Here is a 17,311-nt window from a genome sequence, read left to right as displayed (position 1 = left end):
CTCACGCGCCTTTCCCGCACGTGAGGGCGGACCTCCCGCGTGAAGGCGCTCAGCCCAGGCTCGCGGCGAGCTCCTTTTTGCTGATCTTGCCGACCGGGGTGCGGGGGAAGGTCTCGACCAGCTCGACGCGGTCGGGCCACTTGTATCCCGCCACGCCGCGCTCCTTGAGGAACTGCTTGATCTCCCGGAGGGTCGGCGCCTGGTCCCGGACGATCAGGAAGGCGCAGGTCCGCTCCCCCATCACCGGGTCCGGGGTGCCGACCACGGCGGCGTCGTGCACCGCGGGGTGGGCCAGCAGGTGGTTCTCCAGCTCCTCGGCGGAGATCTTGTCACCGCCCCGGTTGATCTGGTCCTTGTCGCGGCCCTCCACGACGAGGTGACCGGAGGGGAGCACCCGCACCAGGTCTCCGGTCCGGTAGAAGCCGTCGGGGGTGAAGGACCGCGCGTTGTGCTCCGGCGCGCGGTAGTAACCGCGCAGGGTGTACGGGCCGCGGGTGAGCAGCTCGCCGACCTCGCCGGGGGCGACCTCGGCGCCGTCGGAGTCGACCACGAGGATCTCGTCGGCCGGGGACAGCGGCCTGCCCTGCGTGGTGTCGACCAGCTCGCGGGGGTCGTCCAGCCGGGTGTAGTTGAGCAGCCCCTCGGCCATGCCCAGCACCTGCTGCACCGCGCAGCCCAGCACGCCGGGAACCTGCGCGGCCCGCTCGGCGGCGAACTTGGCCCCGCCCACCTGCAGCAGCCGGAGCGACGACAGGTCCTCGCCCGACCAGGCCGCCTCCTCCAGCCAGAGCAGCGCGATGGGGGGCACCACCGCGCACACCGTCACCCGCTCCCGCTCGATGAGGGGGAACGCCTCGTCGGGCGACCCGGAGGGTGCCAGGACGACGGTGCCCCCCTTGGCGAACACCCCCAGCACACCCGGGCAGGCGAGCGCGAAGTTGTGCGCGACCGGGAGCACCACGAGGTAGACCGTCTCGCGGGTGAAGCCGCAGACCTCGGCGCTGGCCTCCAGGTTGTAGACGTAGTCGCGGTGGGTGCGCGGGATCAGCTTCGGCAGCCCGGTGGTGCCGCCGGAGAGCAGGAACACCCCCACGTCGGCCGGATCGGGCCGCTCGTACGACACGGGACCGGAACCGGCACCCTGACCGGGATCGAGCGCGGGACCGGAGCCGGTCTCGAGGGCGGGATCGAGGCCTGGATCGAGGTCGGCCAGGGCGGTGAACTCCTGGGCGTCCCCGTCCACCACGACGTGCTCCACGGCCAGCGAGCGGGCCAGCTCGCGGTAGTCGAACCCGCCGTGCACGTCGGGGATGACGTACGCCCTGGCCTCGCTCAGCTCGCACAGGTAGCCGATCTCGCTGCTGCGGTGCGCGGGCAGGGCGAGCACCGGGGCGGCGCCGATCCTGACCAGGGCGAGGAAGACGACGACGAAGGAGGCGGTGTTGGGCAGCTGCACCACGACACGGTCACCGCGCCGGATGCCCAGCCGCGCGAAACCGGCCGCGGCGCGTTCGGCGCGGCGGTCCAGCTCGGCGTAGGTCAGCCGCTCCTTCCCTGCCACGAGCGCGGTCCGCCCGGGGTCGCCACCGCGCAGCACGTCGCCGAGCAACCGGTCGCTCCAGTAGCCCTCGGCCAGGTAGCGCGCCGCGAACTCCTCGGGCCAGGGGGTGAATCCTTCCACGGGTCACCGCCCCGCGATCTGGGCCACCGCGCCCGCGACCGGCTCGGCCGGGTCGGTGCCGATCGCGACCACACGGTTGGCGCCGTCCACGTGGACGACGCTGGGCCGGTGCGCCCGCGCCTCCGCGTCGTCGAAGTTCCCGTACGAGATGATGATGACCAGGTGCCCGGGATGGATCAGGTGGGCCGCCGCGCCGTTGACGCCGACGACCCCGCTGCCCGCCTCGCCGGTGATCGCGTAGGTGACCAGGCGGGCGCCGTTGTCGATGTCGACGACATGGACCTGCTCGCCCTCGACGATGTCGGCGGCGGCCATCAGCTCGGCGTCGATGGTCAGGGAACCCACGTAGTGCAAATCCGCCTGGGTCACGGTGGCACGGTGGATTTTTCCGTTCATAAGGACCCGTTGCACTGGTCTGTCCTCTTTCCTTAAGGTCAACTAAGGTAAGCCTCACCTTATCCACTCTGCCCGTCGAGGAGAACCCCGAAGATGCTGCGCCGTCTGGCCATGGACATCAGCCCGCTCCGGACCAGCAGAGCCTTCCGCGACGTTTTCGTGGCGCGCACCGTGTCGGTTTTCGGCATCGGCATGCTGATGGTCGCGGTGCCCGTACAGGTCTACGCGATGACCGGGTCGACCGTGCACGTCGGCGCGGTCTCCTCCGCCGAGGGCTTCGCGCTGCTCGCGGGCTTCCTGTGGGGCGGCGTGCTGGCCGACCGGCACGACCGGCGCCGGTTGATGCTGGTCGCGCGCACCGCGGCCGGCATCGGCTTCGCGCTGCTGACGCTGAACGCCTTCCTGCCCTCCCCCTCGCTGGCGGCCATCTACGTGCTCGCCGCCTGGGACGGGCTGGCGACCGGCGTCAGCGTCACCGCGCTGCTGGCCGCGACCCCCGCCCTGGTCCCCACCGACAAGCTGGTCGCGGCGGGCGCGCTCAACGCGCTGACCGTACGGCTCGGCTCGATGCTCTCCCCCGCGCTCGGCGGCCTGACCGTGTCGGCGTTCGGCGTCGGCTGGAACTACGCGGCCGCGGCCGCGGGAACGCTCGCCACCCTCGGCCTGCTGACGAGGTTGCCCGCCCTGCGACCGGCCGCCGCCGTCACGGAGAACCCGCTGAGGGCGATCGCCTCGGGGCTGCGGTTCGTGGCCTCGCACCGCGTGGTCGGCTCGCTCATGCTGCTCGGCCTGCTGTTCATGGTGGCGGGCGGCATCCCGGTGCTCATGCCCGCGTTCGCGACCCTGCAGCTGGGCGGCGGCCCGGCCACGATCGGCCTGCTCTACGCCGCGCCCGCCTGCGGCGCGGTGCTCGGCTCGGTCACCAGCGGCTGGGCCGGGCGCTCGCGCGCGCCGGGCAGGGCGCTGCTCGTCGCGTCGGTCTGCGGCTTCGCGCTCCTCGCCTGCCTCGGGCTGGCGACCCATCCCGCGCTCGCCGTCGCGATCCTCTTCGGGTACGGCCTGGTCGCGTCCATCGAGGAGATCCTCCGCTACGGCCTCATCCAGGCACACACCCCCGACGGCTACCTCGGCCGGGTGAACGCGCTGTGGGCCGCCCAGGAGACCGGCGGCGAGGCCGTCGGCGCGCTCGGCGCGGGGGCGCTCGGCCGCTACCTGGCGCCCGGCACCGCGATCGTCGTGTACGGCGCCGCCAGCGCCGCCCTGGCCCTCGCTCTCGCCCTCACGCTCACCGGCCTGCGCGGCGCGACCCTGCAGGCCGATCCGCGGGACGCGGAACCGCAGGAGACGTAGTCCCGGTACACCCGGCCCCCGGGCGCGGAGGCGCACCGGCCCGGGCTCGGGCACCCCGGCGGAACCGGCGAAGGCGGTGCGACGGAACGGCTGGAAAAACGGCCGCCTCTGTCAGATGGTGAGGTGTGACAGCGAACCCCTCATATCCCTGCCGACGTACGACCACCGGCGACGCCCGGCCGGCGAGGCATCGCCGGTCCCGGGAGGAGTCCGGAGGAACGACGAGAGGAAGCCCATGGCCCAGACGGCCCAGACGACCGTCGCCCTCCTGCTGTTCGCCGCCCTGACCGGTGGCACGGCACCGGCGCAGTCCGGCCTGACACCGGCGGAGACACGGGTGGGGACACGGGCGGCCGTCCTCGCACCGGTCGCGGCCACCGCCCCGGCGACGGACGGCACCGCGCGGGGCAGGACCGCCGCTCCGAATCTCCGCGCGTGCTACGACGGGAAGTGCAACCTCACCCTTTCGAAGGCGGTGCGTTTCCGGGTCAGTCCCCGGTTCGGCGTCACCCGGCTGTCCATCTCCTTCGACCGGACCTCCGTGCGGGTGCGGGCCACCGGGCCCGGGGTGACCTCGCAGGCGGTGCTCGGCCTCCGCTCCACGGGGTCGGTCAACGGCATCGGGATACGAGTGGTGTCGCTCTCCCGCGGCAAGGCGGTGCTGAAGCTCTCCCCCAGACGCTGACTCGGGAAGGTGGCGCGAGCGAGGCGGCAGGTACGCGGTCCCGCTGTCCCGGTCCCGGAACCTGGTCGGCGCTCGGCCGTTGAACCGGGCATGGGCAGACTCGTCAGGACCGTTTCAGCGGCTGTGCTTCTCGGCGTGGCCACCGGGAGCGCCAATGCCACCACCGCGATCCAACCCGTCCATGTCGCACCCGCACACTCCATAGCGGAGCTCACCGAGCGCCTGCGCGCCCACGAGTCGGATGACACGTCGCGATCTCGCGGGGCTCACAACTTCTTCTGGCTGTGCACCGAGCTTGGGAGTGTGTCGGTGCGCCGGAATTTTCCGGTGCACGTCGTCCGGCTCGCCACCGACCCGCCACTGCAGGTCCGCTTCATCCGGGCCTCCGACCCGGCGGCCGCGCGTGAACTGAGCGATGCCGCCACGCGGGTCGCTCAGGGCTGCGCGGGCCCGCCGGACGAGGAGATGGGCGCCGCCACGCGCGGGAAGGTAACCGTCGCGCCTTTCCTGCGCGGCGGCTGGTCGGGCGTCCAGGTCGTGTCCAACATGCGTCTCAAGCGGCCGGCCGCACTCCTCTACAGGCCGATAACGGGGGGACGAGTGGTCGCGAGCCGTGGCGTCTGGTTCGCCGATCTCGCCTGGGAGGTACGGGGAAACTTCGGCTACGCCCCGCGCAGCTGGACGACCCGGGGGCTGCGCGTCGCCGAGTGGGCCCTGTCCCTCGCCGGTTGAGACGGCGACCGCCCTCCGGACGGGCGGCCGGTGCGATCTCCGTTCGGGTGGAGATTCGGGTGGAGAGGAGTCACGGGTGGCGTCATGCCGGCCTCGCCGGACCGGCGAACTCGCCCGGAACGTCCTCCCGGAGGAAGGTGTTCACCGCTTCCACGTACCGGCGGGGTCTCGACATATGGATCACGTGATTGGCTTTGATCTTCCTGTATCGGCTGTGCGGTACGAGGCGCCCGATCCGGGCCGCGTCCTCGTCGTCCATCGCGCCGACAAGACCGCGGCCCGGCACGCGCCGCCAGTCACCGTGCAGCACCAGCAGCGGGCACGACACGTGAGTGAGCGCGTCGGCATGGTCGAGTCCCTCGTAGAACCGGCCGTCGACGAAGGCCCGCGCGAAGTCCACGTCGTACATGGACAGGCACTTGAGCAGCAGGCGGAGCTTGAGAGGGAAGTAGGGGATGTCCACCGGCCGGCCGGGATGGCGAGTCTGGAACGCCTGGACACGGCGGGACAGGAAGGAGACGAACCAGTCCGGGACGCGCTTCTCGCGGGTTTCGGAGACCGGGAGCGTCAGGCCGCGGAAGTAGTCGGCGAGATCGCGGTGGCGGGGGTCGCCGAGGGTGTCGACGAGGTGTTTCAGCCCGCCGTACACGAAGCGGTCGTGGTCACGGAAGCGGGGCATCTCCGCGGAGAACACCGGGGCGTCCTCCAGGATCGCCGCGGCGACCTGATCGGGGAGGTTGGCCGCGCACCACAGGGCGAGGAGCCCGCCGGAGGAATTGCCGGCGATGACGGCAGGGGATCGCACGACCCCGGAGAGGAAGGCCGTCATGTCCGCGCCGAGGTGTTTCCAGGAGTACTCGCCCGGGGTCCAGCTCGACGTGCCGTGCCCGCGCACGTCGACCGCGTAGACCCGCAGCCGACGCGACAGCGGCACCAGCACCCGCTGGTAGCTCTCCCAGGTCCCCATCTGCGCCGGCAGCAGGACCAGCGGAGGCCCGTTGTCCGGGCCCACCACGTAATTGAGCCGCACGGCTCCGGTGTCGAACCGGTGTTGCCGGAACCCGGCGTCACGGACGGCCTTGATGTCGATCGTTTCGGATAGGCCCTCGTAGGGGTTGCGGTACGGATACGTGCTCACGAGGGTCCTTCTTCCGTGCGGTAGGGGCCGGGGCCCGGTGCGCGGTCTTCGGAGAGGTCCGACGACACGAGCTCGATGAGCTCGCTCAGGGCGCCGGCCAGCGCCGCCCGGCCCTGCGCGCTCATGCGTCCCAAGATGGCCGCGAACCTCTCCGCCGACCGCTGGTCCGTCGTCGTCAGCATCCGTTCCGCCTCGTCGGTGAGCTTCAGCCGGATCCGCCGGTGATCGTCGAGATCGCTCACCCGGTGCAGAAGCCCGGCGCGGACCATCCGGTTCACCAGGGCGGAGGTGGCCGCGAGCCGCCGTCCGAGGGTTTCGGCCAGCTCTGAGACCGTGCAGCCGTTTCGGCGGCGGACGGCGAACAACACGCGCAGCTGCGGCAGCGTGAGGTCGAGGTCCAGCCACGCGTCCGAACGCTGCAGGGTCAGCATCCGCAGCCGCGACGCCAGGTGCTCGACGTCGCCGCCTCCACCCGATGTACTTGTCATGATGTGAATAGTCTACATCGGGTTGACCATCGGGCATCATCGCCTGATCCGTGATCTCGAGGCCCTGCCTGCTCCGCGGTCGTTCTTCTGCCGGATCTGCCGGCGCGCCGAGCGCGGGGTGTGGGCGCCGGCATCCAGATCAGCCCCGTCGCGGCCGCGCCGGTGGCTGCGGGGTTGGCGGGATTGCCGGGCGCGGGTGGTGGTCGGAACACGTCGTCGCCGAGCCGGCGGCAGCGGCGACCGGACATGGTTCGGATCGCCGCGGCCGGCTCAGCGGCCGTGAGCCCAGATCAAACCGCCGCGGCCGGAAGACGCCACGCCGACCGCCCAGACGGAACCGCTCTCCGGCCGGATGGCGAGGTCACGGACGAACGCGTCCTGGTTCGGCGGAGCCGGAAAGGCTCCCGGCTCGACACCGTCGGCACCGATGTGCAGAAACCCGCTGCCTCCGCCCTTGGCGTCGTAGACGACCCAGGCGCCGCCTCTGCCGTCGGGCTCCGCCTGGGCGCGCGGCTGGATGCCCGGTTCACCGCGGACCTCGAAGCCGAAGCCGCCCAGATGGCCCGACAGCAGCAAAGTCTCGCCGCAGAAGGAGCGCTTCGCACCGCCGCACGGCCAGGCGACCCAGCCGACGGCCATCACCCGGCCGGTCTCACCGTCGACCGCGACATCCGTCAACTCCGAGATCTGGTTCGAGCGCGCGGACGGAATCGCGGGAAGCGCGACCGTGCGCCAGGCCGTACCGGTCCAGCGGGCCAGGGCCGCCGCGCCCCGCACCGAGCCCGCCGCCCACTTGCCGTCGAGTCCTTTGACCACGATCGGCGTGTCGACCTTGCGCCACACCGACCCGGCCAGGCGCCGCAGCGTGGACCGCGCCTTCCACCCGGCGTCACCGGCCGCGGGGAACGTGTTCGAGTTCTCGATGACCCACAGGTTCTTGCCGATGGCGTACGCCCGGTCCACCCGGCCATGGCGCCATCGCTTGGCCTGCCAGCGCCTGCCGTCCCACCGGGCGTACCGCGACGCGCCGAACGCCCAGACCCTGGTGTCGGACGCCGACGTCAGCCGCCTCACCCGGAAGCCCGGCCCGGTGACCCGCTTGAAGGTGGACCGGCCGCCCTTGAGCAGGAGCGACTCGGTGCGGCTCGATCCGCGATCCAGGCGTCTCGTCCCGGCGACCCAGACCGCCCCACCCGGCGTCACCGTCACCGCGTCGTAGGAGTCACGGCGGTGGTCGTGGACGATGCTCCACTGACCGGCCGGTGCCACGGCGTGGGCGGCGGCCGGATCGGTGGCGACGAGAAAGGCGATGGCCGCAGCGGTGCCGCGAAACAGCGTTCCCATACGGGTGAGACGCGCCCTTCAGCGGAAAAGTTTGCAGACGAGGTACTACTGGCCGGGCTCTCCGGCGCCCAGGCGCTCGGTGAGCTCGTCCTCGGACATGCCCTCGACCGTGAGCCAGATCCCGGCGACCGCCTCCAGCCTGCCCGGGGTCTCCTCGACCTCGGCGAAACGCTGGGCGACGCGTGACACGGTCCGCTCGGTGAACAGCGCGCGCAGCGGGAGCGAGGATGCGTCGAGCGCCTCGCGCAGCCGCGCGATGATGGTGGTGGCCAGCACCGAGTCGCCGCCGAGCGCGAAGATGTCGTCGTGCGCGCCGACCCTCGGCACGCCGAGCACCTGGCCGACGACCCGGGCCAGCACCCGCTCCAGCGCGGTGTCCGGCGCGGTGTAGGGCGTGCCCGTCTTCCCCGCCTCCGCGGTGACGAGGGCCGTGAGCGCCCTGCGGTCCACCTTGTTGTTCGCGGTGAGCGGCAGCTCGTCCAGGGTCACCAGCAGGTCCGGGACCATGTGCGGGGGCAGCAGCTCCCGTACGTGGGCGAGCAGCTCCTCGGTCCCGGTCTCCCGCGCACCGGGCTTCCCCGCGCGGGTCTCTTCCGCTCCCGTCTCCGCCGCTCCCGTCTCACCGGCGAGCACGACCGCGGCGGCCAGCCGCGAGTCGGCGAGCAGGCCGACGGCGCGGCGCACCCGGGGATGGTTCTCCAGCGCGGTCTCGACCTCGCCGAGCTCGATCCGGAACCCGCGCACCTTCACCTGGTGGTCGCGCCGCCCGAGGAACTCCAGCGTGCCGTCGGGCCGGTAGCGGGCCATGTCCCCGGTCCGGTACCAGCGGGTGCCCTCGTGGACGACGAAACGGTCGGCGGTGCGCTCGGCGTCGCCGCTGTAGCCGTCCGCGACACCCGCGCCGCCGATCCACAGCTCGCCCTGCGCCCAGTCGGGGCGGTCGCGCCCGGCCTCGTCCACGACCCGGCAGGCCACCCCGCGCAGCGGCACGCCGTACGGGACCGCCGTCCAGTCGGCGGGCACCTCGCCGTCGACCTCGATCACGGTCGAGTGGATGGCGGTCTCCGTCGTGCCGCCGAGCGCGACGAACCTGGCCCCCGGTGAGCGTTCCCGCAGCAGCGCGGGCAGGTGCGTGCCGACCCAGTCGCCGCCGAGCAGGACCAGCCGCAGGCTGGGCACGGGGCCGGTCCGCAGCAGCATCTCCAGCACCGACGGCACGCAGTTGAGCACGGTCACCGACCACCGCCCGGCCAGCTCGGCCCAGCGGGTGGCGTCGCGGCGGTCGTCCTCCAGGGGGATCGCCACGGCGCCGCCGCGGGACCAGAGGGCGAACAGGTCGAACACCGACAGGTCGAAGTCGAGCGCCGACACGGCGAGCGACACGTCCGACTCACCGATCGAGAACCGCTCGACCAGGTCGCCGATCGTGTTCATCGCGGCCCGGTGCGAGACCTCGACGCCCTTGGGCTCCCCGGTCGAGCCCGAGGTGAACAGCACGTAGCCGACCTGGTCGGGGGCGACGGGCACCGGCCCGTCCAGAGGCTCGGGGTGCGTCACGGCCGAGGTGAGCGAGACCGCGACCCCGGCCGTCTTGAGGATCCTCTCCCGCCGGGCGGCGGGCTGCCCTGCCCCGACGGGCACGTACGCGGCCCCGGCCGCCAGCGTGCCGAGCACCGCCACGGCCTGGTCGGGCCCCTTGGGCAGCTCGACGGAGACCCGGTCTCCCGGCCGTACCCCCCGCTCCACGAGATGGGCGGCGACGCGCAGGGCGCGGTCGGCCAGCTCGCCGTACGTGAGCGTGCCCCCGGTGCCGTCAGCGCCGTCGTCACCGGTGCCCCAGTGCAGCGCCGCGAGGCCGGGGGTGCGCCGCGCCCGCGCGAAGAACTCCTCGTGCAGCGTCCGCGCGGGCAGCGCCGGCTGGGCGTTGAGCTCGTGCCGCAGGCGCAGCTGGTGCGGCGAGGCGCCGATCCGCAGCGGCTCGTCCCAGTCGGCGTCCGGCGCGCCCAGACGGGTGATCGCGCCCGTGTAGACGGCGAACATCGCGTCGGCGACGCCGTCGGGGAAGGCGGGGTCGCGCACGTCCCAGTTCAGCAGCAGCCCGCCGGAGACCTCGGTGACCTGGGCGTCGAGGAGCACCTGCGGCCCCTGGGAGATGATCCACTCCGGCTCTCCGAAGCTGCGCCGCGCCCGGTCGCCGAACAGCTCGCCGAGATTGAGCGCGCTGGTGTAGACGATCGGCGCGAGCACCTGCTCGCCCCGCGCCCGCGACAGGTCGCGCAGCACCTCCAGGCCGGAGTAGTCGCTGTGCTCGCCGGCCGTGTGCAGCAGCGCCTGCAGCTCGCGGGCGCGCTCGGTGAACGGCAGCTCCCTCGACAGGTCGGCCTCCAGCAGGATGGAGCCGGTGAAGTCGCCGACCAGGGCGTCCACGTCGGGGTGGATCGGCTCGCGGTGGAACAGCGGCAGGTTCAGCAGGAAGCGCGGGGTCGCCGACCAGGCGCCCATCACCTCGGCGAAGACGGCGGCGAGCGCCATCGCGGGGGTGACGCCCTCCCGGTGGGCGCGGGCGATCAGCCGCTGTTTGTCCTCGGGGGCGAGCCAGTGGTGTTTGCGGACGACCCGGTCGCCCGGCTGCGGCACGACCGGCAACTCCGGCGGCCCGGACAGCTCGCCGAGCCGCTCGCCCCACCAGCGCCGGTCACGGGCGCGGGCCTCGGCGCGCGGGTCGGCGGCGAGGTAGCGCGCGTAGCTGTAGCCGATCGGCGGCAGGCTCTCGCCCTCGTACAGCGCCGCGAGGTCGGCCAGCAGGGTGCGGTAGCTCATCGCGTCGGCGGCGACCATGTCGACGTCCAGGTGCAGCCGCGCCGCGCCGGACGGCAGCAGGCTCAGCCGCGCGTCGAAGACACGGCCCGTCTCGATGGGGAGGCGCTGGGTGGACATCTCGGCGCGCAGCCGTTCCAGCTCCTCGCCGGGATCCGGTACGGCGCGCAGGTCGTGCACCGTGACGGCGGGTCCGGGCCGCTCCGGCAGGATGCGCTGGGTCCCGTCGTCGGAGATCGCGGCCCGCAGCATCGGATGCCGCTCGACGAGCGCCACGACGGCCGCCTCCAGCCGGGCGGGGTCGATCTCGCGTCCGTCGAGTTCCACGTAGAGGTGCGCGGCGACGGAGCCGAGCGACTGGCCGGAGTCTCGGCCGATCCAGTAGGCGTGCTGCATGAGCGCGAGGGGGAACGGCCCGTCGTCCGGCTCCGCGGCTTCCCGCCGCGTGCCGGGGCCGGCACCGGCACCGGGGGCGGCGTCAGGGCCGGAGGTGGGGGTGAGGGCCGGAAGCGGATGCGGTGCGATGGCACCGCGCTCGTCGAGCAGTTCCCACCACTCGGCCAGCGTGGGACGCCGCGCGAGTTCGGCGAAGCCGACCTCGACGCCGAGGCGGCGCAGGCGGCCGGTCAGTCCCATCAGCTGGATCGAGTCCATGCCCAGCTCGATGAGGTTGTCGTGCGCCTCTACCTGCTCTCCGAGCAGTTCTGTCAGCGAACGGTGCAGTTCTTCCCTGGTCAGCACGGAACTCTCCTCAAGTCAGGTAAGCCTAACCTAATTTAGGAGGATTCCCGCGTCAACGCACGTCTCACGACAAACCCTTCGATCCCGGACGCGGGGTCTCTCGCCCCCCGGCCGGCCAGGACCGTCCGGCACGCCGTCACCGCGAGACGCGAGTCCCTCACGCCCGCCCTCTCGTCCCCTCGGTCGACAGCAGCCAGACCAGGTAGACGCCGCCGAGCACCCCGGTGACCACGCCGACCGGCACCGCGACCGGCAGGTGCAGCGTCACCAGGTCACTGAACACGAGCAGCGCCGCGCCCATCAGCGCGGCCGGTACGAGCTGCGTGCCGGGCCTGCCGGTGAGCCCGCGCGCCAGCTGCGGCGCGGCCAGCGCGACGAACGGGACCGGCCCCACCGCCGCGGTCGCCACCGCCACCAGCCCCACCCCGACCACCACGAGCACGGCACGCGTCCCCTGGACCGGCACGCCGAGCGCCTGCGCCGCGTCGTCCCCGAGCTCGCCCATCCGCAGCCGCCTCCCGAGGGCCAGCACGACCGGTACGAGCACCGCCATGGCCACGGCGAGCGGCCACGCGTGCTGCCATCCCCTGCCGTTCAGGCTGCCGGTGAGCCAGAACGCCGCCTCGTACGCCTCGCGCAGCTCGGCGCGGGTGACGAGGTAGGCGTTGAGCGCCTCGAGCATCGCGGCCGCGGCGACCCCCACCAGGACCAGCCGGTAGCCGTGCACCCCGCCCCGGTAGGCGACCAGGTAGACGGCGAGCGCGGTCAGCACCGCGCCGAGGACGGAACTGGCCGCGATGGCGGCGGCGCCGCCGCCGATGACCAGGATCTGCAGCAGCGCGCCGGTGGCCGACCCCGTGGTGAACCCGATGATGTCGGGGCTGCCCAGCGGGTTGCGCGTGATGCTCTGGAAGACGGCCCCGCTCAGGCCGAGCGCCGCACCGGCGAGCAGGCCGGTGACCGCCCTGGGCAGGCGCAGCGTGAGCACGATGAACTCCGTGGCCCGGTCCCCCTGCCCGGTCAGCACCGCCACCACCTCGGTGAAGGAGATGGGGAACTCACCGCTGCCGACCACGGACACGGCCGCCCCCAGGGTGGCGGCCACCAGCACGACGCACACCGCGACGACGCGCGGCTCCCACCGCAGGGACACCGTCCCGACCCGCAGGACACGACTCATGCTCACAGTTGGGGAACCCTTCCGCGACGGACCATCAGTGCCAGGAGGGGGGCGCCCAGGAACGCGGTGACGATGCCCGTCTCCAGCTCGCCGGGCGCCGCGACCACACGTCCCGCCACGTCGGCGGCGAGCATCAGCACCGGCGCCAGCAGCAGCGAGTACGGCAGCACCCAGCGCTGGTCGGGACCGACCAGCGCCCGGACCACGAAGGGCACCGCCAGCCCGACGAACGCGATCGGCCCCACGGCCGCCGTGGCGGCACCGCACAGCACCACGACCGCCAGCGCCCCCAGCGCGCGGGTCCGGCCCGGCCGGGCACCCAGCGCCCGCCCCGTGTCCTCCCCCAGGGCCAGGGCGTTGAGCGGGCGCGCCAGGCAGAGCGCCAGCACCGTCCCCGCCAGCAGGAACGGGCCGATCTGGGCGAAGACGGCGAGGTCGCGCCCGGACAGCGAGCCCACCTGCCAGAAACGGAAACTGTTGAAACTGCGCGGGTTGAGCAGCATCATCCCCGCCGTCAGCGAGCTGAACACCGCGTTGATCCCGGCGCCCGCCAGGACCAACCGCGCGGGGGTGGCACCGGAACGGCCGCGCGACCCGACCAGGTAGACCAGCAGCGCGGCTCCGGCGGCCCCGAGGAACGCCGCCCACACGTAGACGAGGACGTCGTCCACCCGGAACAGGCCGATCACCGTCACGACCGCCACCGCGGCGCCGCCGTTGACGCCGAGCAGGCCGGGTTCGGCCAGGGGGTTGCGGGTCAGTGCCTGCATGAGCGCGCCCGCCAGTCCGAGCGCCGCCCCGACGGCCACCCCCAGCAGCGTGCGCGGCAGCCGCAGCTCCTGGATGATCAGGGCGCCCTCCGAACCGTCCGGGGAGAACACTCCGGACAGGGCCTGGTCGAGCGGGATCTGCTTGGCGCCGATCACGATGCTGCCCAGCACGGTGAGCAGCAGCAGGCCGCCGAGCAGGCACAGACCGGCCAGCCGTTTGGGGAGATACGCGCTCTTTACGGGAGGAGGCACACGCTTCAAGTTAGCCTAACCTAACTGAGGTGTCGACGAACGAGCCGGGCGACGCGCACGAATTCCCGGCTTCCCCGGCTTTCCCCGGCCTCCGGGGCCCGGGGGGGCACGGTCGCGCCCGCGACGGGAGGCGGTCGCTCCGGCCCGCGACGGGAGGCGCGGCCGCTCCGGCCCGCGACGGACCCACGGGAAGGGCATCGCGGCACCAAGAAGCCATCGGACACGCGCACCGGAATCCGCACGCGGCCCGCGGGTTCCGTACCGTGCACGAAGGCGGCCGCGCCGGATCGGGCGGCGGCGACACCCGCGTCCGGAACGAACCGGTGTGATGCGGCCTTCAGGAGGGGTGGCACGCTTTTTCCCGTGCCCCCGTCGCGCGAAGCACGACCATGGAGATGGTGACATGACACGTCCGCCGGTCCCGCCCTTCACTCTCGAAACCGCCCTCCGGAAGGTCCGGATGGCGGAGGACGGGTGGAACACCCGCGACCCGGAGCAGGTGGCCCTGGCCTACACCCCGGACTCCCGCTGGAGGAACCGCGCGGAGTTCGTCGACGGGCGGGACGCGATCATCGCGTTTCTCCGGCGCAAATGGGCCAGGGAGCTGGAGTACCGGCTCATCAAGGAGCTGTGGGCCTTCGACGGGAACCGCATCGCCGTGCGTTTCGCCTACGAGTGCCACGACGACTCCGGCAACTGGTTCCGCTCCTACGGCAACGAGAACTGGGAGTTCGACGAGGAGGGGCTGATGCGCGCGAGGCACGCGTCCATCAACGACCTTCCGATCACCGAGGCGGACCGCAGGTACCACTGGCCCCTGGGACGCCGCCCGGACGACCATCCGGGACTCGGCGACCTGGGTTTCTAGGGAACGCCCGCGGGGTCACGGGCGGGATCGCGCTCCGGCGTGTCCCCGCGCTCCCCGCCGTGGACGAAAGACCCGCTCTCCAGGGACCTCGGCCCCTGCCCCCGGACCCGCCGCCGCGATGGAATGGGACCACTCGCCACCGTCCTCATTCTCGTTGGGAGATGTCATGACCGAACGCATAGCGACCCCCGGTGACCTGGGCAGGCGGGTGGCCCGGCTGCGCGACTCCCTGGGCCTGAGCCGCGAGCAGCTGGCCGACAGGGCCGGGATCGACATCGGGTACGTGGGCTACCTGGAGGAGAGCGCGGCCTCGCCGGCGGCGGAGACCGTGAGCCGGCTGGCGTCCGCACTGGAGGTCGGCGTCGAGGAGTTGCTGGGCGCCACGGCGGACCTGCCGCCCGGCCGCGGCCGCCCCGCCGCCGGGTCCCTGCTGGAGAAGCTGACCGAGCAGGAGTGCCTGCGGCTGCTCGCCCCCGGCGGGGTGGGCCGGGTGGCCTTCAACGATCCGGGAGGACCGGCGATCCTGCCGGTCAACTACGTGCTGCGCGAGGGCTCGATCGTCTTCCGTACCGCCTTCGGCGGGCCGCTCGACGACACCCTGCGCACGGGTGTCCAGGGCGTGGAGCTCAAGATCGGTTTCGAGGTCGACCGGATCGACGAGGCCGGGCGCGCGGGCTGGAGCGTGCTCGTCAGGGGCGGAGCCCACCACGTCTCCTCCGCCGAGGAGCATGCCGCCGCGGAGGCCTCCGGTGTCCGGTCCTGGGCGGGCGGCGACCGCGAGCTGTACGTCACGATCGTCCCCGTCGAGATCACCGGCCGCCGCATCCGGCACGCCCCCTGAGCGCGTACGGCCTTCCGGAGGCGACACCGGGGACCTTGGTCCCTACCTGTGAGGTCACGGGGGGACTAGCGTTCGGGTCATGATTCGCGTGTTCCTGGTCGACGATCACGAAGTGGTACGGCGGGGCGTGGCCGCGCTGCTGGAGTCCGAGGGCGACATCGAGGTGGTCGGCGAGGCGGGGACCGCCGAGTCCGCGGTGGCCCGCATCCCGGCGTTGCGGCCGGACGTCGCCGTCCTGGACGTGCGCCTGCCCGACGGCAGCGGGGTGGACGTGTGCCGTGAGGTCCGCTCCAGGGTGCCGGGGCTGGCCTGCCTGATGCTGACCTCGTTCGCCGACGACGACGCCCTGTTCAACGCGGTGATGGCCGGCGCGTCCGGCTACGTGCTCAAGCAGATCCACGGCTCGGACCTGGTCGGCGCCGTGCGCACCGTGGCGGGCGGCCAGTCACTGCTGGACCCGCACACGACCTCGGCCATGCTGGCGCGGTTGCGCGAGCAGGCCACCCGCAAGGATCCCCTGGAGGCGCTGACGGATCAGGAACGGCAGATCCTGGAGCTGATCGGCGAGGGCCTGACCAACCGGCAGATCGGCGAGCGGATGCATCTCGCCGAGAAGACCGTCAAGAACTACGTCTCCAACCTGCTGGCCAAGCTCAGCATGGATCGCCGCACCCAGGCGGCCGCCCTGTCGGCCCGGTTGAAGGCCCACCGGCGGAACTGACGGCGCCTCTGTCCCCGACCGGCGACGACTCCTTCCCGACCGGTGAGGACTCCGTACCCGACCGGCGACGGCTCCTTCCCGACCGGTGAGGACTCCGTACCCGACCGGCGAGGGCTCCGTACCCGACCGGCGGGGCGGAGCCGATGCTCCGGGGGTCACCCGGTGTCCCGCGGACCGCCGTCCTTGCGCTCGAGCGGGACGCTCCACACCAGCCGGGTGCCGCCCCCCTGCGGTGTCTCGGCACCGAGGAACCCGCCGAGGTTCTCGGCCCGCTTCTGGAGGTTTCGCAGCCCGCTGCGCCTGCCGCCGGCGGGAAGGCCTGCGCCGTCGTCCGTCACGGTGAGGACGAGCCGCCCCCCGCCGAGCTCCACCGACACCTCCGCCTTGGAGGCCCTGGCGTGCCGCACCACGTTGGACAGCGCCTCGCGCAGCACCGCCGGCAGGTGCTCGGCGATCTCCGGGGGAACCCCGGTGTCCAGCCGCCCCTCCATGGTCAGGCCCGGCATGAAGCCGAGGTGGCCGCGCGCCCCCTCCACCAGGGCGACGATCTGGGCGCGCAGGCCGGCGTCGCCGTCGCCGGGAGCCTGCAGGGCGAAGATGGTCGAGCGGATCTGCCGGATGGTGCCGTCCAGTTCGTCGATCGCGTTGCGCAGCCGCTCGGAGGCCTCGGGCCGCTCGACGAGCCGCACCGTGCTCATCAGCGTCATGGCCACCGCGAACAGCCGCTGGATCACCACGTCGTGCAGGTCCTTGGCGATCCGGTCGCGGTCCTCCAGCAGTCCCAGCCGCTCGGCGTCCATCCGCCTCTCCGCCAGCTCCAGGGCGATCGCGGCCTGCCCGGCGAAGGAGTGCAGGGTGCGGACCTCCGCCTGGTTGAACGGGACGCGGCCCTGACGCTTGCCCAGCGACAGCACGCCCCGCACACCTCCCGCCGCGCCGAACGGCACCGCGGCCACCGGGCCGAGCGAGACGTACTCGGCGATCACGATCGGGACCTCGGTCTCGGCCGGGTCCGTGACCGTGACCGGCTCACCGCCGGTGAACGCCAGGCCCGCCAGGGACCTGGCGATCGGGGCCTCCGCGTCCACCACCCGCTCGTGGTTCTCACCGTCGGCGACGACCGCCCGCAGGACCCGCCCGGTCTCGTCCGGCAGCAGGACCGCCGCGATGTCGGCCCCGGCCATCTGCCGCGCCCGCCGCGCGATCAGCGTCAGCACCTGATTCGGTTCGGCGCCCGACAGCAGGCTGGTGGTGACCTCCGCCGAGGCCTGCAGCCACATCTCCCTGCGCCGGCTCTCCTCGTACAG

Annotated in this window: 15 protein-coding genes; 6 read left to right on the top strand and 9 right to left on the bottom strand. The window is 72.9% G+C overall.

Annotated features, from left to right (window positions below; all coding sequences use genetic code 11):
* Positions 1-49: 49 nt before the first annotated feature.
* Together AB0G15_RS34665 and panD are read right to left on the bottom strand one after the other, a co-directional pair.
* Complete coding sequence (locus AB0G15_RS34665; RefSeq protein WP_362848196.1) at positions 50-1,681, bottom strand: AMP-binding protein; 1,632 nt, start codon at positions 1,679-1,681, stop codon at positions 50-52.
* A 3-nt stretch (positions 1,682-1,684) separates the two neighbouring features.
* Entirely contained in the window at positions 1,685-2,092 is a 408-nt protein-coding gene (panD, locus tag AB0G15_RS34660; RefSeq protein WP_362848193.1) for an aspartate 1-decarboxylase, read from the bottom strand.
* 78 nt (positions 2,093-2,170) lie between these two features.
* On the opposite strand from panD, the gene entS reads away from it, so the two are divergent.
* From entS to AB0G15_RS34645, 3 genes are all read left to right on the top strand, one after another.
* A complete protein-coding gene (gene entS / locus AB0G15_RS34655) occupies positions 2,171-3,427 on the top strand; it encodes an enterobactin transporter EntS (protein WP_362848190.1) in 1,257 nt (418 codons plus the stop codon).
* A gap of 235 nt (positions 3,428-3,662) precedes the next feature.
* Positions 3,663-4,112, top strand: coding sequence for a hypothetical protein (locus AB0G15_RS34650; protein ID WP_362848187.1), 450 nt, complete (start codon positions 3,663-3,665; stop codon positions 4,110-4,112).
* A 309-nt stretch (positions 4,113-4,421) separates the two neighbouring features.
* Complete coding sequence (locus AB0G15_RS34645; RefSeq protein ID WP_362848184.1) at positions 4,422-4,844, top strand: hypothetical protein; 423 nt, start codon at positions 4,422-4,424, stop codon at positions 4,842-4,844.
* Positions 4,845-4,926: 82 nt separating this feature from the next.
* On the opposite strand, the gene AB0G15_RS34640 is transcribed toward AB0G15_RS34645, so the two are convergent.
* From AB0G15_RS34640 to AB0G15_RS34615, 6 genes are all read right to left on the bottom strand, one after another.
* On the bottom strand, positions 4,927-5,982 hold the full coding sequence (locus AB0G15_RS34640) for an alpha/beta hydrolase (RefSeq protein WP_362848181.1): 1,056 nt from the start codon (positions 5,980-5,982) through the stop codon (positions 4,927-4,929).
* A complete protein-coding gene (locus tag AB0G15_RS34635; RefSeq protein WP_362848178.1) occupies positions 5,979-6,470 on the bottom strand; it encodes a MarR family transcriptional regulator in 492 nt (163 codons plus the stop codon). Before AB0G15_RS34635 ends, AB0G15_RS34640 begins: the two co-directional genes overlap by 4 nt.
* A gap of 270 nt (positions 6,471-6,740) precedes the next feature.
* The gene (locus tag AB0G15_RS34630; protein WP_362848175.1) at positions 6,741-7,814 is read right to left on the bottom strand and encodes a hypothetical protein; all 1,074 of its coding nucleotides are present in this window, start codon (positions 7,812-7,814) and stop codon (positions 6,741-6,743) included.
* A 45-nt stretch (positions 7,815-7,859) separates the two neighbouring features.
* Complete coding sequence (locus AB0G15_RS34625; protein WP_362848172.1) at positions 7,860-11,372, bottom strand: amino acid adenylation domain-containing protein; 3,513 nt, start codon at positions 11,370-11,372, stop codon at positions 7,860-7,862.
* A 157-nt stretch (positions 11,373-11,529) separates the two neighbouring features.
* Positions 11,530-12,552 carry an iron chelate uptake ABC transporter family permease subunit gene (locus AB0G15_RS34620; protein ID WP_362848169.1) on the bottom strand — a complete coding sequence of 341 codons (1,023 nt, stop codon included), beginning with the start codon at positions 12,550-12,552 and terminating at the stop codon, positions 11,530-11,532.
* A 2-nt stretch (positions 12,553-12,554) separates the two neighbouring features.
* On the bottom strand, positions 12,555-13,574 hold the full coding sequence (locus AB0G15_RS34615) for an iron chelate uptake ABC transporter family permease subunit (RefSeq protein WP_362848166.1): 1,020 nt from the start codon (positions 13,572-13,574) through the stop codon (positions 12,555-12,557).
* Between the two features lie 403 nt (positions 13,575-13,977).
* Here AB0G15_RS34615 and AB0G15_RS34610 point away from each other — a divergent pair, with 403 nt between their 5' ends.
* From AB0G15_RS34610 to AB0G15_RS34600, 3 genes are all read left to right on the top strand, one after another.
* On the top strand, positions 13,978-14,442 hold the full coding sequence (locus AB0G15_RS34610; protein WP_362848163.1) for a nuclear transport factor 2 family protein: 465 nt from the start codon (positions 13,978-13,980) through the stop codon (positions 14,440-14,442).
* A 166-nt stretch (positions 14,443-14,608) separates the two neighbouring features.
* Positions 14,609-15,283, top strand: coding sequence for a pyridoxamine 5'-phosphate oxidase family protein (locus tag AB0G15_RS34605; RefSeq protein WP_362848161.1), 675 nt, complete (start codon positions 14,609-14,611; stop codon positions 15,281-15,283).
* A gap of 79 nt (positions 15,284-15,362) precedes the next feature.
* Positions 15,363-16,004, top strand: coding sequence for a response regulator transcription factor (locus AB0G15_RS34600; protein WP_362691432.1), 642 nt, complete (start codon positions 15,363-15,365; stop codon positions 16,002-16,004).
* Between the two features lie 155 nt (positions 16,005-16,159).
* On the opposite strand, the gene AB0G15_RS34595 is transcribed toward AB0G15_RS34600, so the two are convergent.
* Positions 16,160-17,311: GAF domain-containing sensor histidine kinase (locus AB0G15_RS34595; RefSeq protein WP_362848158.1), on the bottom strand; the 1,152-nt coding region annotated here is incomplete at its 5' end.

The sequence above is a fragment of the Streptosporangium sp. NPDC023825 genome (assembly GCF_040639575.1).
Taxonomy (GTDB): Bacteria; Actinomycetota; Actinomycetes; order Streptosporangiales; family Streptosporangiaceae; genus Streptosporangium.
Note: the sequence above shows the minus strand (reverse complement) of the source record. Positions and strands in the feature narration are given on the sequence as shown.